Source organism: Streptomyces sp. 351MFTsu5.1 (genome assembly GCF_000383655.1).
Classification (GTDB): Bacteria; Actinomycetota; Actinomycetes; order Streptomycetales; family Streptomycetaceae; genus Streptomyces; species Streptomyces griseorubiginosus.
Window position 1 is genome coordinate 499,924 of the sequence record NZ_KB911775.1, and the last position, 18,046, is coordinate 517,969.

Annotated in this window: 16 protein-coding genes; 12 read left to right on the forward strand and 4 right to left on the reverse strand. The window is 71.5% G+C overall.

Annotated elements, in window-relative coordinates; translation table 11 throughout:
• Positions 1–6: 6 nt before the first annotated feature.
• Positions 7–1,791 (reverse strand): S8 family peptidase, encoded by a 1,785-nt coding sequence (locus tag H295_RS0102170; RefSeq protein WP_020133703.1) that lies wholly within the window; start codon positions 1,789–1,791, stop codon positions 7–9.
• Between the two features lie 445 nt (positions 1,792–2,236).
• Between H295_RS0102170 and H295_RS0102180 the strand changes: the two genes are divergently transcribed.
• Complete coding sequence (locus tag H295_RS0102180; RefSeq protein ID WP_020133705.1) at positions 2,237–3,190, forward strand: lytic polysaccharide monooxygenase auxiliary activity family 9 protein; 954 nt, start codon at positions 2,237–2,239, stop codon at positions 3,188–3,190.
• Between the two features lie 18 nt (positions 3,191–3,208).
• Here H295_RS0102180 and H295_RS0102185 read toward each other — a convergent pair whose 3' ends face one another.
• On the reverse strand, positions 3,209–3,868 hold the full coding sequence (locus H295_RS0102185) for a hypothetical protein (RefSeq protein WP_028808974.1): 660 nt from the start codon (positions 3,866–3,868) through the stop codon (positions 3,209–3,211).
• A gap of 670 nt (positions 3,869–4,538) precedes the next feature.
• Between H295_RS0102185 and H295_RS0102190 the strand changes: the two genes are divergently transcribed.
• Together H295_RS0102190 and H295_RS0102195 are read left to right on the forward strand one after the other, a co-directional pair.
• Positions 4,539–5,204: a DUF6230 family protein gene (locus tag H295_RS0102190; protein WP_020133707.1), complete on the forward strand. Its 666-nt coding sequence runs from the start codon at positions 4,539–4,541 to the stop codon at positions 5,202–5,204.
• Positions 5,204–5,761: a DUF6114 domain-containing protein gene (locus H295_RS0102195; protein ID WP_020133708.1), complete on the forward strand. Its 558-nt coding sequence runs from the start codon at positions 5,204–5,206 to the stop codon at positions 5,759–5,761. Before H295_RS0102190 ends, H295_RS0102195 begins: the two co-directional genes overlap by 1 nt.
• Before the next feature lie 324 nt (positions 5,762–6,085).
• On the opposite strand, the gene H295_RS0102200 is transcribed toward H295_RS0102195, so the two are convergent.
• Positions 6,086–6,817: a peptidase E gene (locus H295_RS0102200; protein ID WP_020133709.1), complete on the reverse strand. Its 732-nt coding sequence runs from the start codon at positions 6,815–6,817 to the stop codon at positions 6,086–6,088.
• Between the two features lie 234 nt (positions 6,818–7,051).
• Here H295_RS0102200 and H295_RS0102205 point away from each other — a divergent pair, with 234 nt between their 5' ends.
• Genes H295_RS0102205 through H295_RS0102225 form a run of 5 tightly spaced genes read left to right on the forward strand, consistent with a single transcriptional unit; the run spans position 7,052 to position 12,227 of the window.
• Entirely contained in the window at positions 7,052–8,068 is a 1,017-nt protein-coding gene (locus H295_RS0102205; protein WP_028808975.1) for a substrate-binding domain-containing protein, read from the forward strand.
• 45 nt (positions 8,069–8,113) lie between these two features.
• Positions 8,114–10,849 carry a nitrate- and nitrite sensing domain-containing protein gene (locus H295_RS0102210; RefSeq protein WP_020133711.1) on the forward strand — a complete coding sequence of 912 codons (2,736 nt, stop codon included), beginning with the start codon at positions 8,114–8,116 and terminating at the stop codon, positions 10,847–10,849.
• Positions 10,850–10,859: 10 nt separating this feature from the next.
• Positions 10,860–11,288, forward strand: a complete 429-nt coding sequence (locus tag H295_RS0102215) for a roadblock/LC7 domain-containing protein (RefSeq protein ID WP_020133712.1) — start codon at positions 10,860–10,862, stop codon at positions 11,286–11,288.
• On the forward strand, positions 11,285–11,644 hold the full coding sequence (locus tag H295_RS0102220; RefSeq protein ID WP_020133713.1) for a DUF742 domain-containing protein: 360 nt from the start codon (positions 11,285–11,287) through the stop codon (positions 11,642–11,644). Before H295_RS0102215 ends, H295_RS0102220 begins: the two co-directional genes overlap by 4 nt.
• Positions 11,631–12,227, forward strand: coding sequence for a GTP-binding protein (locus H295_RS0102225; protein ID WP_020133714.1), 597 nt, complete (start codon positions 11,631–11,633; stop codon positions 12,225–12,227). The genes H295_RS0102220 and H295_RS0102225 overlap by 14 nt, the downstream gene beginning before the upstream one ends.
• Positions 12,228–12,461: 234 nt before the next feature.
• On the opposite strand, the gene H295_RS0102230 is transcribed toward H295_RS0102225, so the two are convergent.
• Positions 12,462–13,427, reverse strand: coding sequence for an ABC transporter substrate-binding protein (locus H295_RS0102230; protein ID WP_020133715.1), 966 nt, complete (start codon positions 13,425–13,427; stop codon positions 12,462–12,464).
• Between the two features lie 385 nt (positions 13,428–13,812).
• Here H295_RS0102230 and H295_RS0102235 point away from each other — a divergent pair, with 385 nt between their 5' ends.
• From H295_RS0102235 to H295_RS0102250, 4 genes are read left to right on the forward strand one after another with little or no spacing between them, the layout of a single operon-like run.
• A complete protein-coding gene (locus H295_RS0102235; protein ID WP_020133716.1) occupies positions 13,813–16,506 on the forward strand; it encodes an ATP-binding protein in 2,694 nt (897 codons plus the stop codon).
• Entirely contained in the window at positions 16,503–16,994 is a 492-nt protein-coding gene (locus H295_RS0102240) for a roadblock/LC7 domain-containing protein (protein ID WP_020133717.1), read from the forward strand. The genes H295_RS0102235 and H295_RS0102240 overlap by 4 nt, the downstream gene beginning before the upstream one ends.
• 19 nt (positions 16,995–17,013) lie before the next feature.
• Positions 17,014–17,430 (forward strand): DUF742 domain-containing protein, encoded by a 417-nt coding sequence (locus H295_RS0102245; protein WP_020133718.1) that lies wholly within the window; start codon positions 17,014–17,016, stop codon positions 17,428–17,430.
• Positions 17,417–18,019, forward strand: coding sequence for a GTP-binding protein (locus tag H295_RS0102250; protein ID WP_020133719.1), 603 nt, complete (start codon positions 17,417–17,419; stop codon positions 18,017–18,019). The genes H295_RS0102245 and H295_RS0102250 overlap by 14 nt, the downstream gene beginning before the upstream one ends.
• Positions 18,020–18,046: the final 27 nt, after the last annotated feature.

The following is an 18,046-nucleotide window of genomic DNA, read 5'->3' on the forward strand; positions in this document are numbered from 1 at the left end:
GGAGGCTCAGAAGGTCAGCTTCCAGCTGTTGAGCGTGCCCGTGTCCTGCGCGGCCGTGTCCTGGACGCGCAGCTTCCAGGTGCCGTTGGCGGTCTCGGAGGAGGCGTTCACCGTGTAGGTGGTTTTGACGTCGTCGGCGGAGTCCGAGGAGCTGGCCGTCTTCAGGCTGTACACCGTGCCGTCCGGGGCGACGAGACCGATCACCAGGTCACCGCGGTAGGTGTGGGTGATGTCGACGCCGACCTGGAGGGTCGAGGGGGCGTTGCCGCTGCGGCCGCTGACGGTGACGGGGGACTCGATCGCCGATCCGTTGTCGGGGATGGCGACGACGGTGCTGCTGGAGAAGGTCGTGCCCGTCGTCGTACCGCCGCCGCTCACGGCCGCGACGGTCTTCGCCGCGTCCGCGAGACCCGCTCCGCAGCCGCCGGAGCAGGCGCCGGGCAGCGGACGGGCGTTGTTCTTGATGGCGGTCTCGATCTGCGCCGGGGTCAGCGCGGGGTTCGCCGACTTCACCAGGGCGACCAGGCCCGCGATGTGCGGGGTGGCCATGCTGGTGCCCTGGTAGTAGGCGTACGACTCCGAAGAGGGCGTCGAGGCGCCGGAGTTGAGGGTGGACAGGATGCCGTTGGCGGTGCCGGTGCTGGTCTGGCCGCCGGGGGCCGAGATGTCCACCAGGGAGCCGTAGTTGGAGTAGGAGGCCTTGGCGCCGGTGCGGTTGGTGGCGGCGACCGAGATGATGTTGTTGCAGTTGCCCGGGGAGTGCCCGGAGACGTTCTCGTTGTCGTTGCCGGCGGCCACGACGACCGTCGTACCGCGGCTGACGGCGTTGTTGATGGCGGTCTGGGTCGCCGAGGTGCAGGCGCCGTCGCCGCCGAGGCTCATGTTGATGACCTTGGCGACGTTGGTGTTGGCGGGCACGCCGGAGACGGAGCCGCCGGACGCCCAGGTGATGGCGTCGATGATGTCGGAGTCGTAGCCGCCGCACTTGCCGAGGACGCGCAGCGGGGAGATCTTCGCGCCGTACGCGATGCCCGCGACACCCTTGCTGTTGTTGGTGACCGCGGCGATGGTGCCGGCGACGTGCGTGCCGTGCCAGGAGGAGGTGGAGGCCGGGATGCCCGATCCGCACTCGTTGGCCGCGTAGTAGTCGCCCGGGTCGGCCGGGTTGCTGTCGCGGCCGTCGCCGTCGACGGAGACCGCGGTGTCGGAGATGAAGTCGTAGCCGGCGACGATGTTCGCGGCCAGGTCGCTGTGGGTGACGTAACCGGTGTCGATGACGGCGACGGTGACGCCGGTGCCGGTGGAGGTGGTCCAGGCGCCCGGCACGTTCATGCCCGCCGTGGTCTCGAACAGGTCCCACTGCTTGGCGTACTCGGTGTCGTTCGGGTCCGCCTGCGGCTTGTTCAGACGGTCCGGCACGACGTAGGCGACCTGCGGGTCCGCCTTGAACTCGGCGACGGCGTCGGCGACTTCGGCCGTGCTGGGGTTCGCGCCCAGGTCGACCAGGGCGGCCCCGGTGCCGAGTCTGCGCTGGAAGTCGGCGTCCTTGGCGGCGGCGTCGGCCTCGGCGGCCTTGTTGGAGGTGGCCTCGGCGGCACCGGACCTGTAGCCGACGATCAGGCGCTCGGCCTGGACGCCGGGAGCGGCCTCGGTGAGCGCGGCCGGCACTCCGGCGCTCTCGGCGGGGGCGTCCTGGGCGGCGGCGACGGACGCGGTGCCGACGGAGAGCAGGGCCGCGGAGACGGCGGCGGCGGATATCAGCTTCCGCCGGAGGGAGGGGGAGGTGCGCAAGGTTCTTGCCTTTCGTGGCCGTGCTCCGGGCAGCGCGGAGCGGCAAACGGTTCGCTTCGGCGATGAAGCGGCGGGGGGGTGAAGCCAGGAGCGCGGCGGCCGGCCGGGCAGAGAGGGGGTGCGTGCGTGACCTGTTCGGGGTTACCTGTGGGTCAGCTGTGGTCGAACGATAGGCAAAGAGCTGGTCATGCGGATACAGGGGAAACCCTTGATGCGGCCGGGAACACCCCCTGTCAGGTGGCCGGTTGACCGAAGACGGCCGCTTTGACCGCGTCTGCCCGCGGACGGACGGGGGGCGCCGCTGAACCGGTCGCGAGCGGACGTTCCGGTGCGCCGGTGAACCGGTCGCCGGCGAACGTTCCGGTGCGCCGGTGAACGTGCGGGGCCCGTGCCGCGTACTGCACGGAAGCCCGTCTTTCCCGCGCCGCCCGAGGAGGCGTTCCGGATGGCCCGGATGCCCTGGACCACAGCCCGTCGTACAAGTGCGGCGGTCGCCGCCCTGACACCGTTCCTGCTGACCGTGTTCGCGGCGACGCCCGCGCAGGCGCACGGCGCTCCCACGGATCCGGTGAGCCGGGTCTTCGCCTGCTCCCCCGACGGCGCCTCCACCGGCACCGCCGCGTGCCGGGCGGCCGTCGCGGCGAACGGCTCGCCCTTCACCGCATGGGACAACCTGCGGGTCGCGAACGTGAACGGCCGGGACCGGCAGACGATCCCGGACGGCGAGCTGTGCAGCGGTGGACTGCCCGCCTACAAGGGCCTCGACCTGGCCCGCTCGGACTGGCCGGCGACCCGGCTGTCCCCCGGTGCGACGCTGACCATGAAGTACGCCTCGACGATCCCGCACACCGGCACCTTCCGGATGTACCTCACCGAGCCGGGCTACGACCCGTCGAAGCCGTTGAGGTGGTCCGATCTGCCGGAGCAGCCGTTCGCTCAGGTGAAGGACCCGGCGCTGACGAACGGGGCGTATCGGATCAGGATGACGCTGCCGAAGGACCGTACGGGCCGGCAGGTGCTGTACACGATCTGGCAGAACAGCAGTACGGCGGACACGTACTACTCGTGCTCGGACGTGGTGTTCGCGGCGGCGGCCGGGAAGCAGGCCGGCGGCGCCGCGTCGCCGTCGCCCTCGAAGGCCACGGAGAAGGAAGCGGAGAAGGAAGCCGAGAAGGAGGCGGCGAAGAAGGAGCCCGCGAAGAGTCCGACGGCGTCGGCTCCCGCCGCACCCTCCACGCCGGCTCCCTCCGTGGCCGGGTCCGCGGCCGCGGCGGCCCCCGACTCCACGCCGGTGGCCGCCGACTCGGCGCCGTCCGCGCCCATGCTGGCGGGCGGCGCCGCCGGGGTGTTGGTACTCACCGGTGGCGCCGCCCTGGTACTTCGCCTGCGTCGGCGCTGAACTACCGGGTCACGGAGTTCAGTTGACGTAGACCGCTTCGCCGCCCGCCGTCACCGGGCTGTACTTCGCGGTCCAGAAGCCGCTGGCGGGGCACAGCGAGGAGCCGGAGGTGCGGCTGAACTGCTGGTTGGCGAACTTGATGCTGTTGTCGCTGTTGTCGGCGGTGCCGGACAGACCGGCCGCGGCCTGGTAGACGCAGCTGACACTGCCGAGCAGGGTGCGCAGCACGACGGTGGTCTGGATGGGACCGCTGGACGGGGTCACGGAGACGGTGCCGTCGGAGGAGACGTCGGTGGTGTAGGCCAGGTTGTTCACCGTGATGCTGGTGACGCCGAGGACGCCGACCACGTTCGAGGTGCAGTTGCCGAAGGTCTGCCCGGTCAGGGACTCGACGGCGGTGCCCGGCGCGGTCGGGTTGCTGCCCACCGTGGCGGTGAACGTGGAGGTGCCACAGGTGATGCCGCTGGTGCCGGTCGCGGTGGAGTAGAGGGTCGCGGAGGTGCCGCTCGCCAGGGACGCCGTGATGGTCGAGCCCTCGGCGACGGCGGGGCCGCCGACGGCGCCGGTGGTGAGGACCGCGACGTCGTCCGCGGCGGCGGGGGCCGAGGCGGCCACGGCCACCGGGAGCGCGAGGGCGGCGGCAGCGGCGGTGAGGGAGACCAGAGAACGCATACGCATGCGGGATTGCCTCTTTCATGAGGTGAGGGTGGGTGAGGGGGAGCGCGGACGCATGGCGGCGTCCGCCGTTGCCGACCCGTCACGCCTTCTCCGTACGTGACGGACCGGCAACGGCAGCCGGCCGGTGACCGGCCGAGGCCCTATGGGGGAGGGCTCCGACCGGGCCGGGCGGGAGGTGGCCGGCCCGATGCGACCCCAGGGGGGAAAGCGGTCGCACGGGTGCCGGTGGGAGGGTCGAACTCGGGCGGTGAAGAGCCCGTGAAGGACAGATGGTCCGGGAAAGCGGACAGGTACCGCCCGAAGGCTTGGATCCGGCGCCACGGATCCGGGGGAAGCCAGGAGAGTTGTAGACCTGATCATCCGTCAACGTCAAGGCATCGAAAGGGAGTTGATCTTCAATCAGCGCTTTTTTCTGCATGTCTGGCCCTTGTGGATCACAGATGACGCATAATCAACACCCTTTACTCACAACTTGCTTGACCCATGAGCGTAACCGCCGGTAACTTCCGTGGCGTTACTGCGGAGTACGCACCGGAAAGCCCTTGCAGCCGCCGAGGGGTGTGACGGGGCGTGCACCGCAGCCGATGTCCGCGCCAGGACACCGAGCCACTGAAGCCGCACATCCGCACGTGAGCCCCACTTGCGTTGACTAAGTCCCTGGGAGCAGCACATGGCCTCGTCCGTCGGCAACACCTTCGAGACCCCCGAAAGCGGTTCCGCGCCACAAGCCCCCGACGGCTCCGCGAGACGCGGCCGGGTTCGGGGTCGCCGGGCCGCGATCATGGCGGTGCCGGCCGTCGCGATCACCGCGGGTCTCGCGATCATGACCGCCGAGGGTGCGCTCGGAGTCCAGTTCGCCATCTCCGGCATGCCGTTCACGGTCACCGCGACGGAGCTCAACGGCACCGGGTTCGAGCAGTTCGGCGGCCTCGACAACATGGCGGACAACAGCCCGAACGCCGGTGACACCGGTGGGCAGGTCCTCGTGATGACCTCCGCCATCAAGAGCGCGACCCTCACCAAGCTGTGCCAGAGCGTCGACCTCGGTGGCACCAACCTGCTCATCAAGGCGGGCCAGGGCACCAAGAAGGTCGAGGCGACCGACCTCACCACGGACTCCACCGAGCTGTCCGGTGACGCCTCCTTCGACAACATCGAGATCGGCAACGACGCCAGCACCCTCACCAAGGCGGGCGTCAAGGGCCCCCTCGGTGTCTTCAGCCAGCAGGCCGACACGGTGTACATCGCCAACCTGCGGCAGACCAACTACGCCACCACGGCGGGTGTCTTCAAGCTGCCCGGCCTCAAGATGAGCTTCAGCAGCTCGGGTTGCTGATGGAGAGCCAGGAGCCGCTGGACGGCCGGGAGCCGGTGGACGGCGACCGGCCCGGCGACGGGGGGCAACCCGCCCTCCGTCAGGACGCGTTCACCCGCTGGGTGTACGGACGCCCCTTCTGGGGTGGGCTGTGGCTCACCCTCGGCGGGGCCTGGATCCTGCTCACCATGAAGGCCTCGATCAAGGTCGTCATGCATGTCGGGATGCAGGGGGTGGCGGGCTATCTCCTGCCGGCCCTGATGCTCCTGGTGGGTCTGCTGATCCTCTTCAGCCCGGGGCAGCGGCTGTTCTACTCGATCGTCGGCGTCCTGTGCTCGATGGGCACCTGGCTCACCTCGAACCTGGGCGGCTTCATGGTCGGCCTCCTGCTGGGGGTCGTGGGCAGCGTCCTCACCTTCGGCTGGCTGCCCGAGCAGGACCAGCGGGTGAGCCGTCGCGACCGGCGCAAGCAGGTGCAGCAGACGGCCCAGGACGGTCCGTCGTACGACACCGACCGGCCCGACCACGGCACGGGCACGGCCGGGATGGCCACGGGCACCCCGCAGACCGCGCAGTGACCCGAACCCCGCGTTAGCAACACCCCCGCGGACCGCCGGATCCGCCCCCCTCCCGGGACCGAACCGCGCAGGCACCCCCGTCACACCGGGCAGCCTGCGCGGTTCGCCGCGTTCTCCCCCGGCGCCAGGGCGTCGGCACATCCCACTCGCCTGCGCGGTGCGGTTCGGGGAGGGTGCGGTCCGACTTCACGGGCCCGCGCCGACGGGAGCCCGCTCACCCACCGGGCAGCCCGCACGGTCCGCCCCGGCGCCCCCTCGCCTCACGAGCCCCGCGCGGCACGAACCCACGAAGGCACCCCCCGCACCGCGCACGCACCGCCCCCCTCACACCCCAGGCAGCCTGCGTGGCTCGATGCGTTCCTCTCGGGTGCCGGTGCCGTCGCGGGTGACGGTCCAGGCGGACTTGCCGGGGATCTCCGTGACGGCCTCGACGAGTTCGGTGCCGCGGTAGACGAGGCCCACGCCGTCGTCCGTGCAGTGGGTCTCCGGCAGGGTGCCGTCCGCGACCAGCCGGTGGACCAGGGGGCGGCGGCCCGGGTCACTGTCGTAGTGCACCCCGTTGCCGTACGGCAGAAGGCCCAACCCGTCGGTGAGCGGGCGGAGTTCGGGGCCGTACGAGTCGGTGGTGCCGCCCTGGAACCAGCACAGGGAGCCCGCGCTGACACCGCTCAGCACCACGCCGGACTCCCATGCCCGGCGCATGATCCGGTCGAGGCCGTGGACCCGCCACACCGCGAGCAGGTTCGCCGCGGAGCCGCCCATCACCCACACCACGTCCTGCTCCAGGACGGTGCCCTCGACGTCGTCCAGGTTGGGCATGGGGAAGAGATGGAGCGGAGTGAGGTCGAAGCCGGCCACCCGGGCCGCCTCGTGCATCCGGGCCGTGAAGTGCTCGGCGTCCCCGATGGCCGTACCGACGTACATCACGCGCGGTCTGCGCCCGTGGACGCCCGACAGCTCGACCGCGTGATGGACCAGCGCGTGGAAGGACACCATGGTGCGGCCACCGGTGCGGTGTCCTCCGGAGGTCGCGACGATCGTGGGTTCTGTGGCCATTCACGTGATCCTAGCCAGGGACGCCCGCCCGTCTCCGGCTCTCTCCGCCGCCCCGGGCGGAAAGATCATTACGATGCGGAACCGAGAAGTCACTACAAGGGGCTGATCACTTGACTACCGGCGGTCACACGCGGTTGGCTCCTGGCCAGTGAAAGTTCAAACGGTCGACGCGCCCGCGTTCCGGCCGCCCTTTCGCGTTCCGCCTGCTCGGCCGCACAGCGAGGTGCCGCACCCATGAACCCTCCTCCCCCACCTCGGGCCCGCTCCGGATTCCTGTCCGCCGCCGCCGTGGCCTCCGTCGTCGTCCTGCTGCTCGCCGGCTGCTCCGGCTCCGGCTCCGGCCCCGGGGACACAGGGCTCGCCGCGGGCACGGACGGCGCGGGCACGGCACGGATGAGGATCGCCCTGCTCACCCACGCCGGCAAGGACGACGCCTTCTGGGAGCTCGTGCGCAAGGGAGCCGCCACCGCCGCCGCGAAGGACGGTGTCGAGCTGACCTACGCCAACGACTCCGACCCCGCGGGCCAGGCCCAACTGGTGCGGGACGCGATCGGCGACCACGTCGACGGCATCGCGGTCACCCTGGCCAAGCCGACCGCCATGAAGGCACCGGTGGCCGCGGCCCTCGCGGCGGGCATCCCGGTCGTCGGTCTCAACTCCGGTATCGACGCCTGGAAGTCGCAGGGCCTGCTCGAGTACTTCGGCCAGGACGAGAGCGTCGCCGGCGCGGCCGTGGGGAACAAGCTGAACGGCCTGCGGGCCAAGCACGCGCTGTGCGTCATCCACGAGCGGGGCAACGTCGCCCTGGAGGCGCGCTGCGCCGGTGTGAAGAAGACGTTCGGCGGCGAGACCGAGAACCTCTACGTGGAGGGCACCGACCCCGACGCGGTGGACGCGGTGCTCACCGCGAAGCTGCGGCAGGAACCCGGGATCGACGAGATCGTCACCCTGGGCGCGCAGTTCGCGCTGGACGCGGTGGGTTCGGTGAAGGCGGCGGGCAGCAGGGCCCACGTCGCCACCTTCGACCTCAACGACGACCTGGTCAAGGCGATCCGCACCGGGACCGTACAGTTCGCGGTGGACCAGCAGCCGTACCTCCAGGGCTACCTCGCGGTGGACTCGCTGTGGCTGTACCGGCACAACGGCAACATCAGCGGGGGCGGCGTGGCCCCCGTGCTCACCGGGCCCGCCTTCGTCACCCGGACGAACGTCGCGGCTGTCGCGAAGTTCGCAGCCGCCGGCACCCGTTGACCCCTACCTCGGGAAACCCCTCCCCCTGACCGCCCAAGGACGACCATGCCCGACCGGAAAGGTGCCCGGCGCCGCCTCGGTTCCATACGTCTCTCCCTCATCCTGCTGGCGCTGGTGCCGAGCGTGACGCTCGCCGCCATGTGGGGTGTGACGACCACGCAGTTGTTCTCGGAGGGCCTGCGGCTGCGCTCGCAGACGGATCTCAGCCGGTCGACCGGCGCGATGGGCACCGAGACCACGCTCGCGCTCCAGGGGGAGCGTTCCGCCTCCGCCGCGTGGCTCACCGGGGTGCCCGGCGCCCGGGCGGTGCTGGACCGCAAACGCGCGGACACCGACAAGGCGGTGGCCCAGCTCGTCGGCCATTCCGACCAGATCCAGCAGGCGCCCGCGCGCGTCGCCGACAAGCTGTACTCGGTCCTCGGCTCGGTCGGCAGCCTGGAGTACTACCGCGGCCAGGTGGACCACCCCACCGACATCACCGCCGAGCAGGCCCTTGACCAGTACACGTCGATCATCGACGACCAGGTCCATGCCTTCCAGCAGCTCTCCCAGGTCGACGACGGCGACCTCACCTCGCAGGCCGGTCCGCTCGTCGCCCTGGAGCACGCGGCGGAGCTGACCGCGCAGGAGGACGTCGAGCTCACCCTGGCCTGGCCCTCCGGGCACCTCGGCGAGAAGGACTGGGCGGAGTTCGTCCAACTGGTGAACACGCGGCGGTGGCTGGTCGAGGACCAGATCGTGCCCGCGCTGAGCGGCAGCGCGAAGACGGAGACCGAGCGGATCCTCACGAGCGAGGACTGGCAGACCCTGCTGTCCGTCGAGGACCAGGTGCTCGCCGCACGGCCGTCCGACGGCACGGGGCAGGTGGCCCTGCCGAACGCGCGCAAGCAGTGGACGGCCGCGATGGCCGAGGTCTCCGTCCGCTACAGCGCCCTGATCCGGCAGCAGACCTCGGGACTGCTGACCAGGAGCGCGGACAAGGCCCACGAGCAACTGCTGACGGCCGCCTCGCTCAGCGCGGTCGGACTGTTCGCGCTGCTGATCTGCCTGATCATGTCGTGGCGGATCACCCGTTCGCTGTCCCGGCGCCTGCGCGGCCTGCGGATGGCCACGCTGGGTCTCGCACAGGAGCGGCTGCCGGACGTGGTGGCGCGGCTGGAGCGGGGCGAGAAGGTCGACATGGACAGGGCCGCTCCGGAACTGGACTACGGCCCGGACGAACTCGGCCAGGTGGCCAAGGCGTTCAACACGGCACAGCGGACGGCCGTGGAGACCGCCGTCGAACTCGCCGACACCCGGCGGGGGTTCCAGAAGGTGATCCTCGGGATCGCCCGGCAGAGCCAGAACCTCGTCAACCTCCAGCTCAGCCGACTGGACACGCTGGAGCGCGAGCACCAGGACCCGGACGTCCTGGCGGGCCTGTACGAACTGGACTCCACGGCAAGCCAGTTGCGGCGGTACGAGGAGAACCTGGTCATCATCAGCGGCGGGCAGCCGCGCCGCAGCTGGACCGAGCCGGTCGCGCTGATCGACATCCTGCGCAGCGCGGTGGGCGAGGTCGCCGAGTACCAGCGGGTCGAGGTGCACACCGACGAGGAGGTCTGCCTGGCGCCGCCCGCGGTCGCCGACGTGATCCACCTGCTGGCCGAGCTGATCGAGAACGCCACGCTGTACTCCCCCGCGCCGAGCCCGGTCGGGGTGCGGGCGGGGCTGGTCGCCAAGGGGCTGGTCGTCGAGGTCGAGGACCGGGGGCTCGGCATGTCGGAGGAGGAGTACGCCTCCTTCAACACCCACCTGGCCGAGGCGCCCAAGTTCGACGTGGTCGCCCTCGCCGACGACCTCCGCCTCGGCATGTTCGTCATCGCCCGGCTCGCCAACCGCCACGGCATCCAGGTGACGCTGCGGTCCTCGCCGTACGGGGGGACGACGGCGATCGTGCTGATCCCGCACGAGATCGTCGTACGGGAGGAGGCCGGGGCGGACGCGACGGGCTCCGCCGGTGCGACGGGCAACACCGCTGCCTCGTACGGCGGTTCGGGTGCGGCCGACGGGCTCGCCGAGGTGTCGGGCGGCCCCGCGAGTACCGCGCGCGCGGCGGGATCGGACCGTACGGCGGACACGGCGGCCGGGGCCGGTACGACGGACACGGCGGCCGCGGCCGGGGCCGGTACGACGGACTCCGCGGCGCTCCCGGGCTCGCCGGACACGGCGGGGCCGGAGGGCAGCGGGGTCCGGGCGGCTGCCGGGGAAGGCGGCACGAACAGCGAAGGCGGCACGGGCCGTTCCGCGGACACGGCCGACTCGCACGCGGCGGGCTCGGCGGACGCGGCGCACGCGCAGGACGCTCAGGGCGCTCACGGTGCCGGGCCCGCTGTCACCGCTCCCCGCGCCGACGGCCTGGCCCCGCTCCCCCGGCGGGTGCCGCAGACCAGTCTCGCCGTCGAGCTGCGGGAGGAGGCCCCGGTCGCCGGTGCGGAGGAGTGCGATGTCGAGGACTTCACGGCCGACCACGCGGCCTCCTCGCTCGCCGGGTTCCAGCGCGGCACGCGGCGCGCCCGCGACGAGGACGCCCCCCTCGACGACCCGCTCCAGGACCCGGAGAGTTCGCCGGAGCCGGTCGCCGACGCCGACAGCGCCGCAGCCGACGTACCGAAGGAGGCCACCGCATACGGGATCGACCCGCTCGACACCCCCGGGGACCGCGAGCCCCCCGACAGCCCCCCGGACGCCCCGCAGGACCCGGCCGTCACCGCACGCGCTCCCCACACCGATCGCTCATGAAGGACACGCCATGACACGCCCCACCCCCGCCACGCACACCCAGCTGGACCAGCTGCTCACCGGACTCGTGGAGCGGGTCGCCGACGTGACGCAGGCCGTCGTGCTCTCCGAGGACGGGCTGGTCGTCAGCAAGTCCACCGGGTTCCTGCGCGACGACGCCGAGCGGCTGGCGGCGACCGCGTCCGGTCTGATGAGCCTCAGCAAGGGCGTCAGCATGGACTTCCGGGGCGGCCCGGTGCGCCAGGCGCTCATCGAGATGGCCAACAGCTTCCTCATCCTGACCTCGGCCGGGCCCGGCGCCCACCTCGTCGTCCTCACCGGGCCGAACGCCGATGTCGGCGTCGTGGCGTACCAGATGAACATGCTGGTGAAGAAGATCGGCGAGCACCTCAGCGCGGCACCGCGGGCCGGCATCGGCCCCACCGGCGGGGTGAGGTGACCGACAGCGAAGCGGCGGGCCGGCTGGTGCGTCCGTTCGCCCTGACCGGCGGACGGACGCGGCCCAGCCGTGCCGACTTCACCCTCATCACGACGGTGACCGCGGTGGATCCGCCACCGGAGCGGGCCCCGCGCCCGCAGCCCGAGCAGAGCCGCATCCTGCGCCGGTGCGCCCGCCCGGTCGCCGTGGCAGAACTCGCCGCGCTGCTCGACCTGCCGGTCAGCGTGGTCGTCATCATGCTCTGCGATCTGCTGGAGGCGGGCCTGATCACCGCGCATCCCCCGCATCCCGTCTCGCCCCGCACCCCGGATCTGGACCTGTTGCAGAAAGTGAGGGAAGGCCTTGGCCGGCTCTGAGACGGGCACCCGCGGGACCGCTGAGACTCCCGCCCCGCCCGACACCGTCAAGATCCTGATCGCCGGGGGCTTCGGCGTCGGCAAGACCACGATGGTCGGCTCGGTCAGCGAGATCACCCCGCTGCGCACGGAGGAACCGCTCACCGTCGCCGGTCTGGGCGTCGACGACCTCGCCGGGATCGAGCAGAAGCGGGCCACCACCGTGGCCATGGACTTCGGCCGGATCACCATCAGCGACGAACTGGTGCTCTACCTCTTCGGCACCCCGGGCCAGCAGCGGTTCTGGTTCATGTGGAACGACCTCGCGGTGGGCGCCCTGGGCGCGGTCGTCCTGATCGACGTCCGCCGCCCCGAGTCGAGCTTCGCCGCGGTGGACTTCTTCGAGCGCCGGCACATCCCCTTCGTCGTCGCCGTGAACGGCTTCGACGGCCGGCACCCCTACCCCGCCGAGGACATCAGGGAGTCCCTCGCGCTGCCGGAGCACGTCCCGGTGGTGCTGTGCGACGCACGCCGCCGCGACTCCTCCCGGGACGTCCTGATCGCCCTCCTGGACCTGCTGATCGCCGCGGCGGTCGACGACTAGGGCCGTCCGGCGGACCAGGCGGGCTGCAAGAAGCGCTGCTGAGCGGCACAGTGAGCCGGGTCCGGTGCTGCGCGGTGCACGGCGGAGAAGGGCGACGACGCGTCGGGGGCCCCTCCCGCGCGAGGTTGTTTCGAGCGGGAGGGGCCCCAACCGACGACAACGCCGCAGATCAGTGGTCCGGCGTCGGGCGCGGCCGCCGGTGCACGGCAGGGGCCGCGGCCCGGCGCGGGTGGGTCAGCCCAGGCCGTTCGTCTTCAGCCAGGCCTTCGCCACGTCCAGCGGGTCCTTGTTCTCCAGCTGGACCTGGGAGTCCATGTCGAGGAGCGCCTTGGTGTCCAGCTTGGCGGAGACCGCGTTCAGCGCGGCCACGCCGTCCTTGCTGAGACCGGACTTGTACACCAGCGGGGTCACGTTCGCGAAGCCGAAGAGGTTCTTCGGGTCCTTCAGGACGACGAACTTCTCCTTGGTGATGGTCGGGTCGGTCGTGAAGATGTCCGCCGCCTGCACGGTGTCCTTCTTCAGCGCCGCCTGCGTCAGCGGACCGCCCGCGTCGAGCGCCTTGAACGACTTGAACTTCAGGCCGTACTGCGACTCGAGGCCGAGCAGGCCCTGCTGCCGGGTCTGGAACTCGGGCGAGCCGCCGATGACCAGGTCCCCGGCGATGCTCTTGAGGTCGGCGAGGGTGGACTCGGCGGTCAGGTTGTACTTCTTCGCGGTCGCCGCGTTGACCGAGACCGAGTCCTTGTCCTCCGCCGGCGCCGAGTCGAGGAACGTCAGCTTGGGGTCGAGCTTGGCCTTGACCGCGGTGTTCACGGCCTCGGCCGACTCCTGCGCCGCGTCCTTGTCCAGGTAGGCCAGCAGCGAGCCGTTGTACTCGGGCAGGACGGTGATCGAGCCGTTCTTCAGCAGGCCGTACGTGGTCTCGCGGCTGCCGATGTTGGGCTTGTAGCTGACCTTGACGCCCTTGGCCTTCAGGGCCTCGCCGTAGATGTCGGCGAGCAGGATGCTCTCGGCGAAGTTGTTGGAGCCGACGACGACGGTGTCACCGCTGCCGGCACCCGCGCTGTCCTCGTTGAGGGGGTCGGAGGTCTTGTCGGAGGAACCGCATCCCGCCAGCAGGACCGTGGCGGCGGCCAGCGCGACGGCGGCCAGGCCGGGGTTCTTCCTGAGGGACCTGCGGTGTACGGCGGTAACAGTCACGATTCCCGTTCCGGACTCTGGGGGACTCAAGGGGATTCAGGGAGCTTGCGGTGAAGCTCTCGGCCTCGGGGGAAGCCTTTGCACTGATCCAATCCAGCCTGTTCTCGCCCAGTCAAGACCGGCCTGGTCACAATTGGCCTCCATCACCATCGGGTTGTGAAGGAAAGGCGAAACCGGCGCGCGGTGCGCCGCCAGGTTGTAACGGATTCTTGACTCGGGGTGGCGGGAAGCGCTGTCCGAAGAGGCTGTAGTCTCGCCGAAGTTGGCGCCGGTCACACAGGCGTGCAGGAGCCACTCAGGTATCTCTATGCACTGTCCCGTAGCGATCAGAATCGGTCACGCGCTTTCCTCGCGCGTCGGCCGGGACATCCACGAAGGAGGGCTGGTGTCCACGAACGAGGTGGACGCGTCCACCCGGTCGGCACCGCCGCCGAGCCGGGGCAGGATACGTGACGACCGAGGCCTGCGGGACTTCGCCGAACGCTGGCCGTTCCGGCGCAAGCTCAACGTCCTGGTGGGCGTGCCGCTCGCAGTGGTCGCCGCGCTGCTGGCCTACCTGTTCGCCGACCAGATCGGCCAGTCCCAGGACGCCGCGAAGGCCGCCCAGTTGGTGCGGGACAGCGCCCAGGTGGCCAAGCTGGTCGGGCAGTTGGAGGCCGAGCACCAGCAGGCCGTCCTGCTCTCGGTGCGCCACCAGTCCAACCGGCCGGGCGACACCCCCTCGCAGACCGCCTACCGCGAGGCCCAGATCCGCGTGGACAACCAGGTCGAGCAGGTCCGCAGGACCTTCGGCGGCCGGCTGCCCGACGAGGAGGCCGGGGCGCTGCGCGAGGTCGACGGCCTGGAGGACCTGCGCAACACCATCGAGAAGGCGTACCTGCCCGCCGACAACATCGACCCGGCCTACAGCGACGCGGCCAAGGGGCTGATCGACGGGCTCGGGCTGGACCGGAACCCGGCGCTCGCGGCCACCTTCACCGGCAACCTCCTCGACTCGCTGCTGCGCGCCGACGCCGCGCACGGCTCCTTCGAGACCGGTGTCTTCTCCGCGACCACCGGCGACTCCAACGCCCTGATCGAGCTGATCGGCGCCATCGGCTCCTACGACGAGTACACCCACCAGGTCGAGCGGTTCGGCCGGTTCGCCACCCCGGAGCAGACCGAGGCCCTCGGCGACATCGAGCACAACAGCGCCCAGGCGACGATCGCCCAGCAGTACGCGGAGCTCCAGATCGACCCCGGGTCGCTCCAGGCGGAGAGCCCGTCCGAGATCAAGGCCGCCTTCCAGACCGCGCTCGACTCCTACCCGGACTACCGCGCCCAGGCCCGGACCCGGCTGAAGACCACCACCTCGCTGATCGACCAGATCGCCGACCGCGCCGACACCGCCTCCCGGGACGCCCGCAGCAACGCGCTCTGGCTGCTCGGCTCGGCCCTGCTCGGCTTCGTGCTCTGGCTGGCCTTCTCGGTCGCCGTACGGCGCTCGGTGGTGCGGCCGGTGCAGGCGCTGACCGGTGCCGCCCGGCAGGTCGCCGAGGTGGCGGGCCGTGAGCTGGCGCGGGTCGCCGACGACGACACCGAGGACACCGGCACACCGCGGCTCCAGGAGATGCCGGTCACCGCGAAGGACGAGATCGGCGACCTCGCCGACGTGTTCAACCAGGTGCAGACGACCGCGGTCGCGCTGCTCGAACGCCAGGTCCTCAGCCGGCGCAACGTCGCCGAGATGTTCGGCAACGTCGGCCGCCGGGTCAGCAACCTGACCACCCGGCAGCTGGCGCTGATCGACGCGGTCGAGCGCGGTGAGACCGACCCGGCGCTGCTGGAACGCCTCTACAGCATCGACCACATCGCCGTGCGCCTGCGCCGCAACGCCGACAGCCTGATGCTGCTCGCGGGCATCCGCGAGACCGTCCTCGACTCGGGCCCGCTCGCCCTGACCAACGTCGTCCGGGTCGCGCTCGGCCAGATCGAGGGGTTCCAGCGGGTCTCCCTCCAGGCCGGCACGGAGGTCATGGTCGAGCCGGACATCATCGGCGACCTCACGCTGATGGTGGCCGAACTGGTGGAGAACGCGGTGTCGTTCTCCCCCGCGGGCAGCCCGGTCGAGGTGATCGTCAAGAACAGCCACGAGGGCGCGCTGGTGGTGATCTCCGACCACGGTCTGGGCATGAGCGCCGAGCGCCTGGCGGAGGAGAACGCCCGTCTCATCCGCCGCGAGCGCCTCGACCTGGTCCCGACGAAGGTCCTCGGCCTCTTCGTCGTCGGCACGCTGGCACGCCGCTGGGAGGTCGGCGTCACCCTCTCCCGCACCCCCGGCGGGGGCGTGACGGCCGAGGTGACGATCCCGTCGTCGCTCCTGCTGACGATGAGCCCGGTGGCGGTGAACGCCGGCGGTGCCGCCACGGCCGACGCCCTCACCGCCACGGCCACCCGTGCGGACGACGGCACGGGATCCCGCCCGGCGCCGTCCTGGGCCTCGGACACCGGCCCGGACTCGACACCCGCCGCGCATCCGGTGGCAGGCACGGGCTCTACGGCGGCCCGGCCCGGCTCCGGCCAGGAGGCAGCCCCGGCCGCGCCGGGCCGGAGTACCCCGGCCCCCGAGCCCGGCGTCACGGGAGCCGCCGACGACGCCGCCCCCCTCCCGCGCCGGGTCCCGCAGCGCGACATCGCCTCCGCAGGTCCGGACTCAGACGCCCCGGCGGCCCCCGAGTCCGCCTCCTCCACCGCCCCGTTCGTCCCCAGGGCCCGCGCCGGAGAGCCTGCGGTGCCCGCCGAGGCGCCCGGTGCCCCGGACGACTCCGCCGGCGCCCGTCCGCTGCGTCGCCGTGTCCGCGGGGCCACCCTGCGGACCACCCTCGGCGCCGACGTCGTACCGAAGACCGCCGCTCCCCGGCCCGCCGACGCGACGGCGGTGCGCGACGAGCTCGACGAGTTCGAGGCGGCCGTGGAGCGCGCCCACCGGGACACCGGCAGCCATGCCGCGCCGGTACCGAGCCACACCGTGGAAACCCACCGGACCGCGTCCAACCCCCCGCACGAACAGAACCACTCCACGGAAGGAGCGGAGCAGTGAGCACGTCCACAGGTGGCACCCCGACCGGAGGCACCCCTACGGCAGGCACCACGCCGGCCGAGCTTCAGGCCGCCGCGGCCGACTTCACCTGGCTGCTGAACCGTTTCGCGACGGAGACCGCGGGTGTCGTCGACGCCATCGCGGTGTCCTCGGACGGCCTCCTCATCGCCGTCTCGGAGCTGCGTGAGCACGCGGACTCCGAACGCCTCGCCGCGATCGTCTCCGGCATCACGAGCCTGGCCGCCGGCGCCTCCGGCAACTACGGTCTCGGCGGCCTCAACAAGGTCATCATCGACCTGGAAGGCGGCCATGTCCTGGTCTCCGCGATCGGCAGCGGCGCCGTGCTCGGCGTCGTCACCGACAAGGAGGCCAAGCTCGGCAACATCGCCTACGAGATGACGCTGTTCGCCAACCGTGCCGGTGCCGCGCTCAGTCCCCAGCTCGTGCTGGAGCTGAAGAACAGCGTCGGCGCGACGTCGAAGCGCTGACCGAGGAGGAAGCGCAGTCATGGCGGACGGCAGCACGCCTCCGGACCCGGAGCCGGGCGGTCCCGTACCCGCCGTACGGCCGTTCCTCGTCACCGCGGGCCGGGTGGCACCCGATCCGTCCGGCCGGACCATGCCGGTGGAGACCCAGGTGGTGGCCACCGCCGAGGGTCTCGCCGTGCTCGACCGGCTGTCCTTCGAACAGCACGACATCGTGGCCGCGTGCCGGATCCCGCAGTCCATCGCGGAGATCGCGGCCCGGCTGCGGCTGCATCTGAACGTGGTGCGGATCCTCGCCGAGGACCTGCGCACGGCAGGGCAGCTCACGGTGCACGTGCCCGATTCCGACGTCACCCACGACGCGTCCGTCCTGCGCAGGCTGATCGACGGCCTGCGCGCCATCCCCGACTCCCGAGGGGTTCTCCGTGACACCGACTGAACCGGCCTTCCGGCCCTCGGCCGCGGCGTCCGCCGCCGTACGACCGCCGCTGCCGGTCAAGATGGTGATCGCGGGCGGCTTCGGGGTGGGCAAGACGACCGCGGTCGGTTCGATCTCCGAGATCGAGCCGCTGACCACCGAGGCCGCCATCACCGAGGTCGCCGCGGGCGTGGACGACCTCAGCCACACCCCGCGCAAGACCACGACCACGGTCGCGATGGACTTCGGCTGCATCACCGTCGACCCGACCCTGAAGCTGTATCTGTTCGGCACGCCGGGCCAGGAGCGCTTCGGGTTCATGTGGGACGACATCGTCGAGGGCGCGGTGGGCGGACTGGTCATCGTCGACACCCGGCGCCTCGACGACTGCTACGCCGCGGTCGACTACTTCGAGCACAAGCAGATCCCGTTCGCGGTCGCCGTCAACGCCTTCGACGGCAGGGTCGAGCACACCCTGGACGAGGTCCGCTGGGCCCTCGACGTCAACGACCGCGTCCCTGTACTGGTCTTCGACGCGAGGGAGCGGGGGTCGGTGCGGGACGCGCTGCTGGTGGTGCTGGAACAGGCGCTGGCGCGTACCGGGGAGTGAGGCCGAGGACCGGGGCGGCTCCCCCGG

Bases quoted from the DNA above. Each gene is read 5' to 3' on its own strand.
- H295_RS0102195 (WP_020133708.1), top strand. From the start codon at position 5,204: ATGGAGAGCCAGGAGCCGCTGGACGGCCGGGAGCCGGTGGACGGCGAC.
- H295_RS0102210 (WP_020133711.1), top strand. From the start codon at position 8,114: ATGCCCGACCGGAAAGGTGCCCGGCGCCGCCTCGGTTCCATACGTCTC.
- H295_RS0102215 (WP_020133712.1), top strand. From the start codon at position 10,860: ATGACACGCCCCACCCCCGCCACGCACACCCAGCTGGACCAGCTGCTC.
- H295_RS0102205 (WP_028808975.1), top strand. From the start codon at position 7,052: ATGAACCCTCCTCCCCCACCTCGGGCCCGCTCCGGATTCCTGTCCGCC.
- H295_RS0102185 (WP_028808974.1), bottom strand. From the start codon at position 3,868: ATGCGTATGCGTTCTCTGGTCTCCCTCACCGCCGCTGCCGCCGCCCTC.
- H295_RS0102200 (WP_020133709.1), bottom strand. From the start codon at position 6,817: ATGGCCACAGAACCCACGATCGTCGCGACCTCCGGAGGACACCGCACC.
- H295_RS0102245 (WP_020133718.1), top strand. From the start codon at position 17,014: ATGGCGGACGGCAGCACGCCTCCGGACCCGGAGCCGGGCGGTCCCGTA.
- H295_RS0102180 (WP_020133705.1), top strand. From the start codon at position 2,237: ATGGCCCGGATGCCCTGGACCACAGCCCGTCGTACAAGTGCGGCGGTC.
- H295_RS0102190 (WP_020133707.1), top strand. From the start codon at position 4,539: ATGGCCTCGTCCGTCGGCAACACCTTCGAGACCCCCGAAAGCGGTTCC.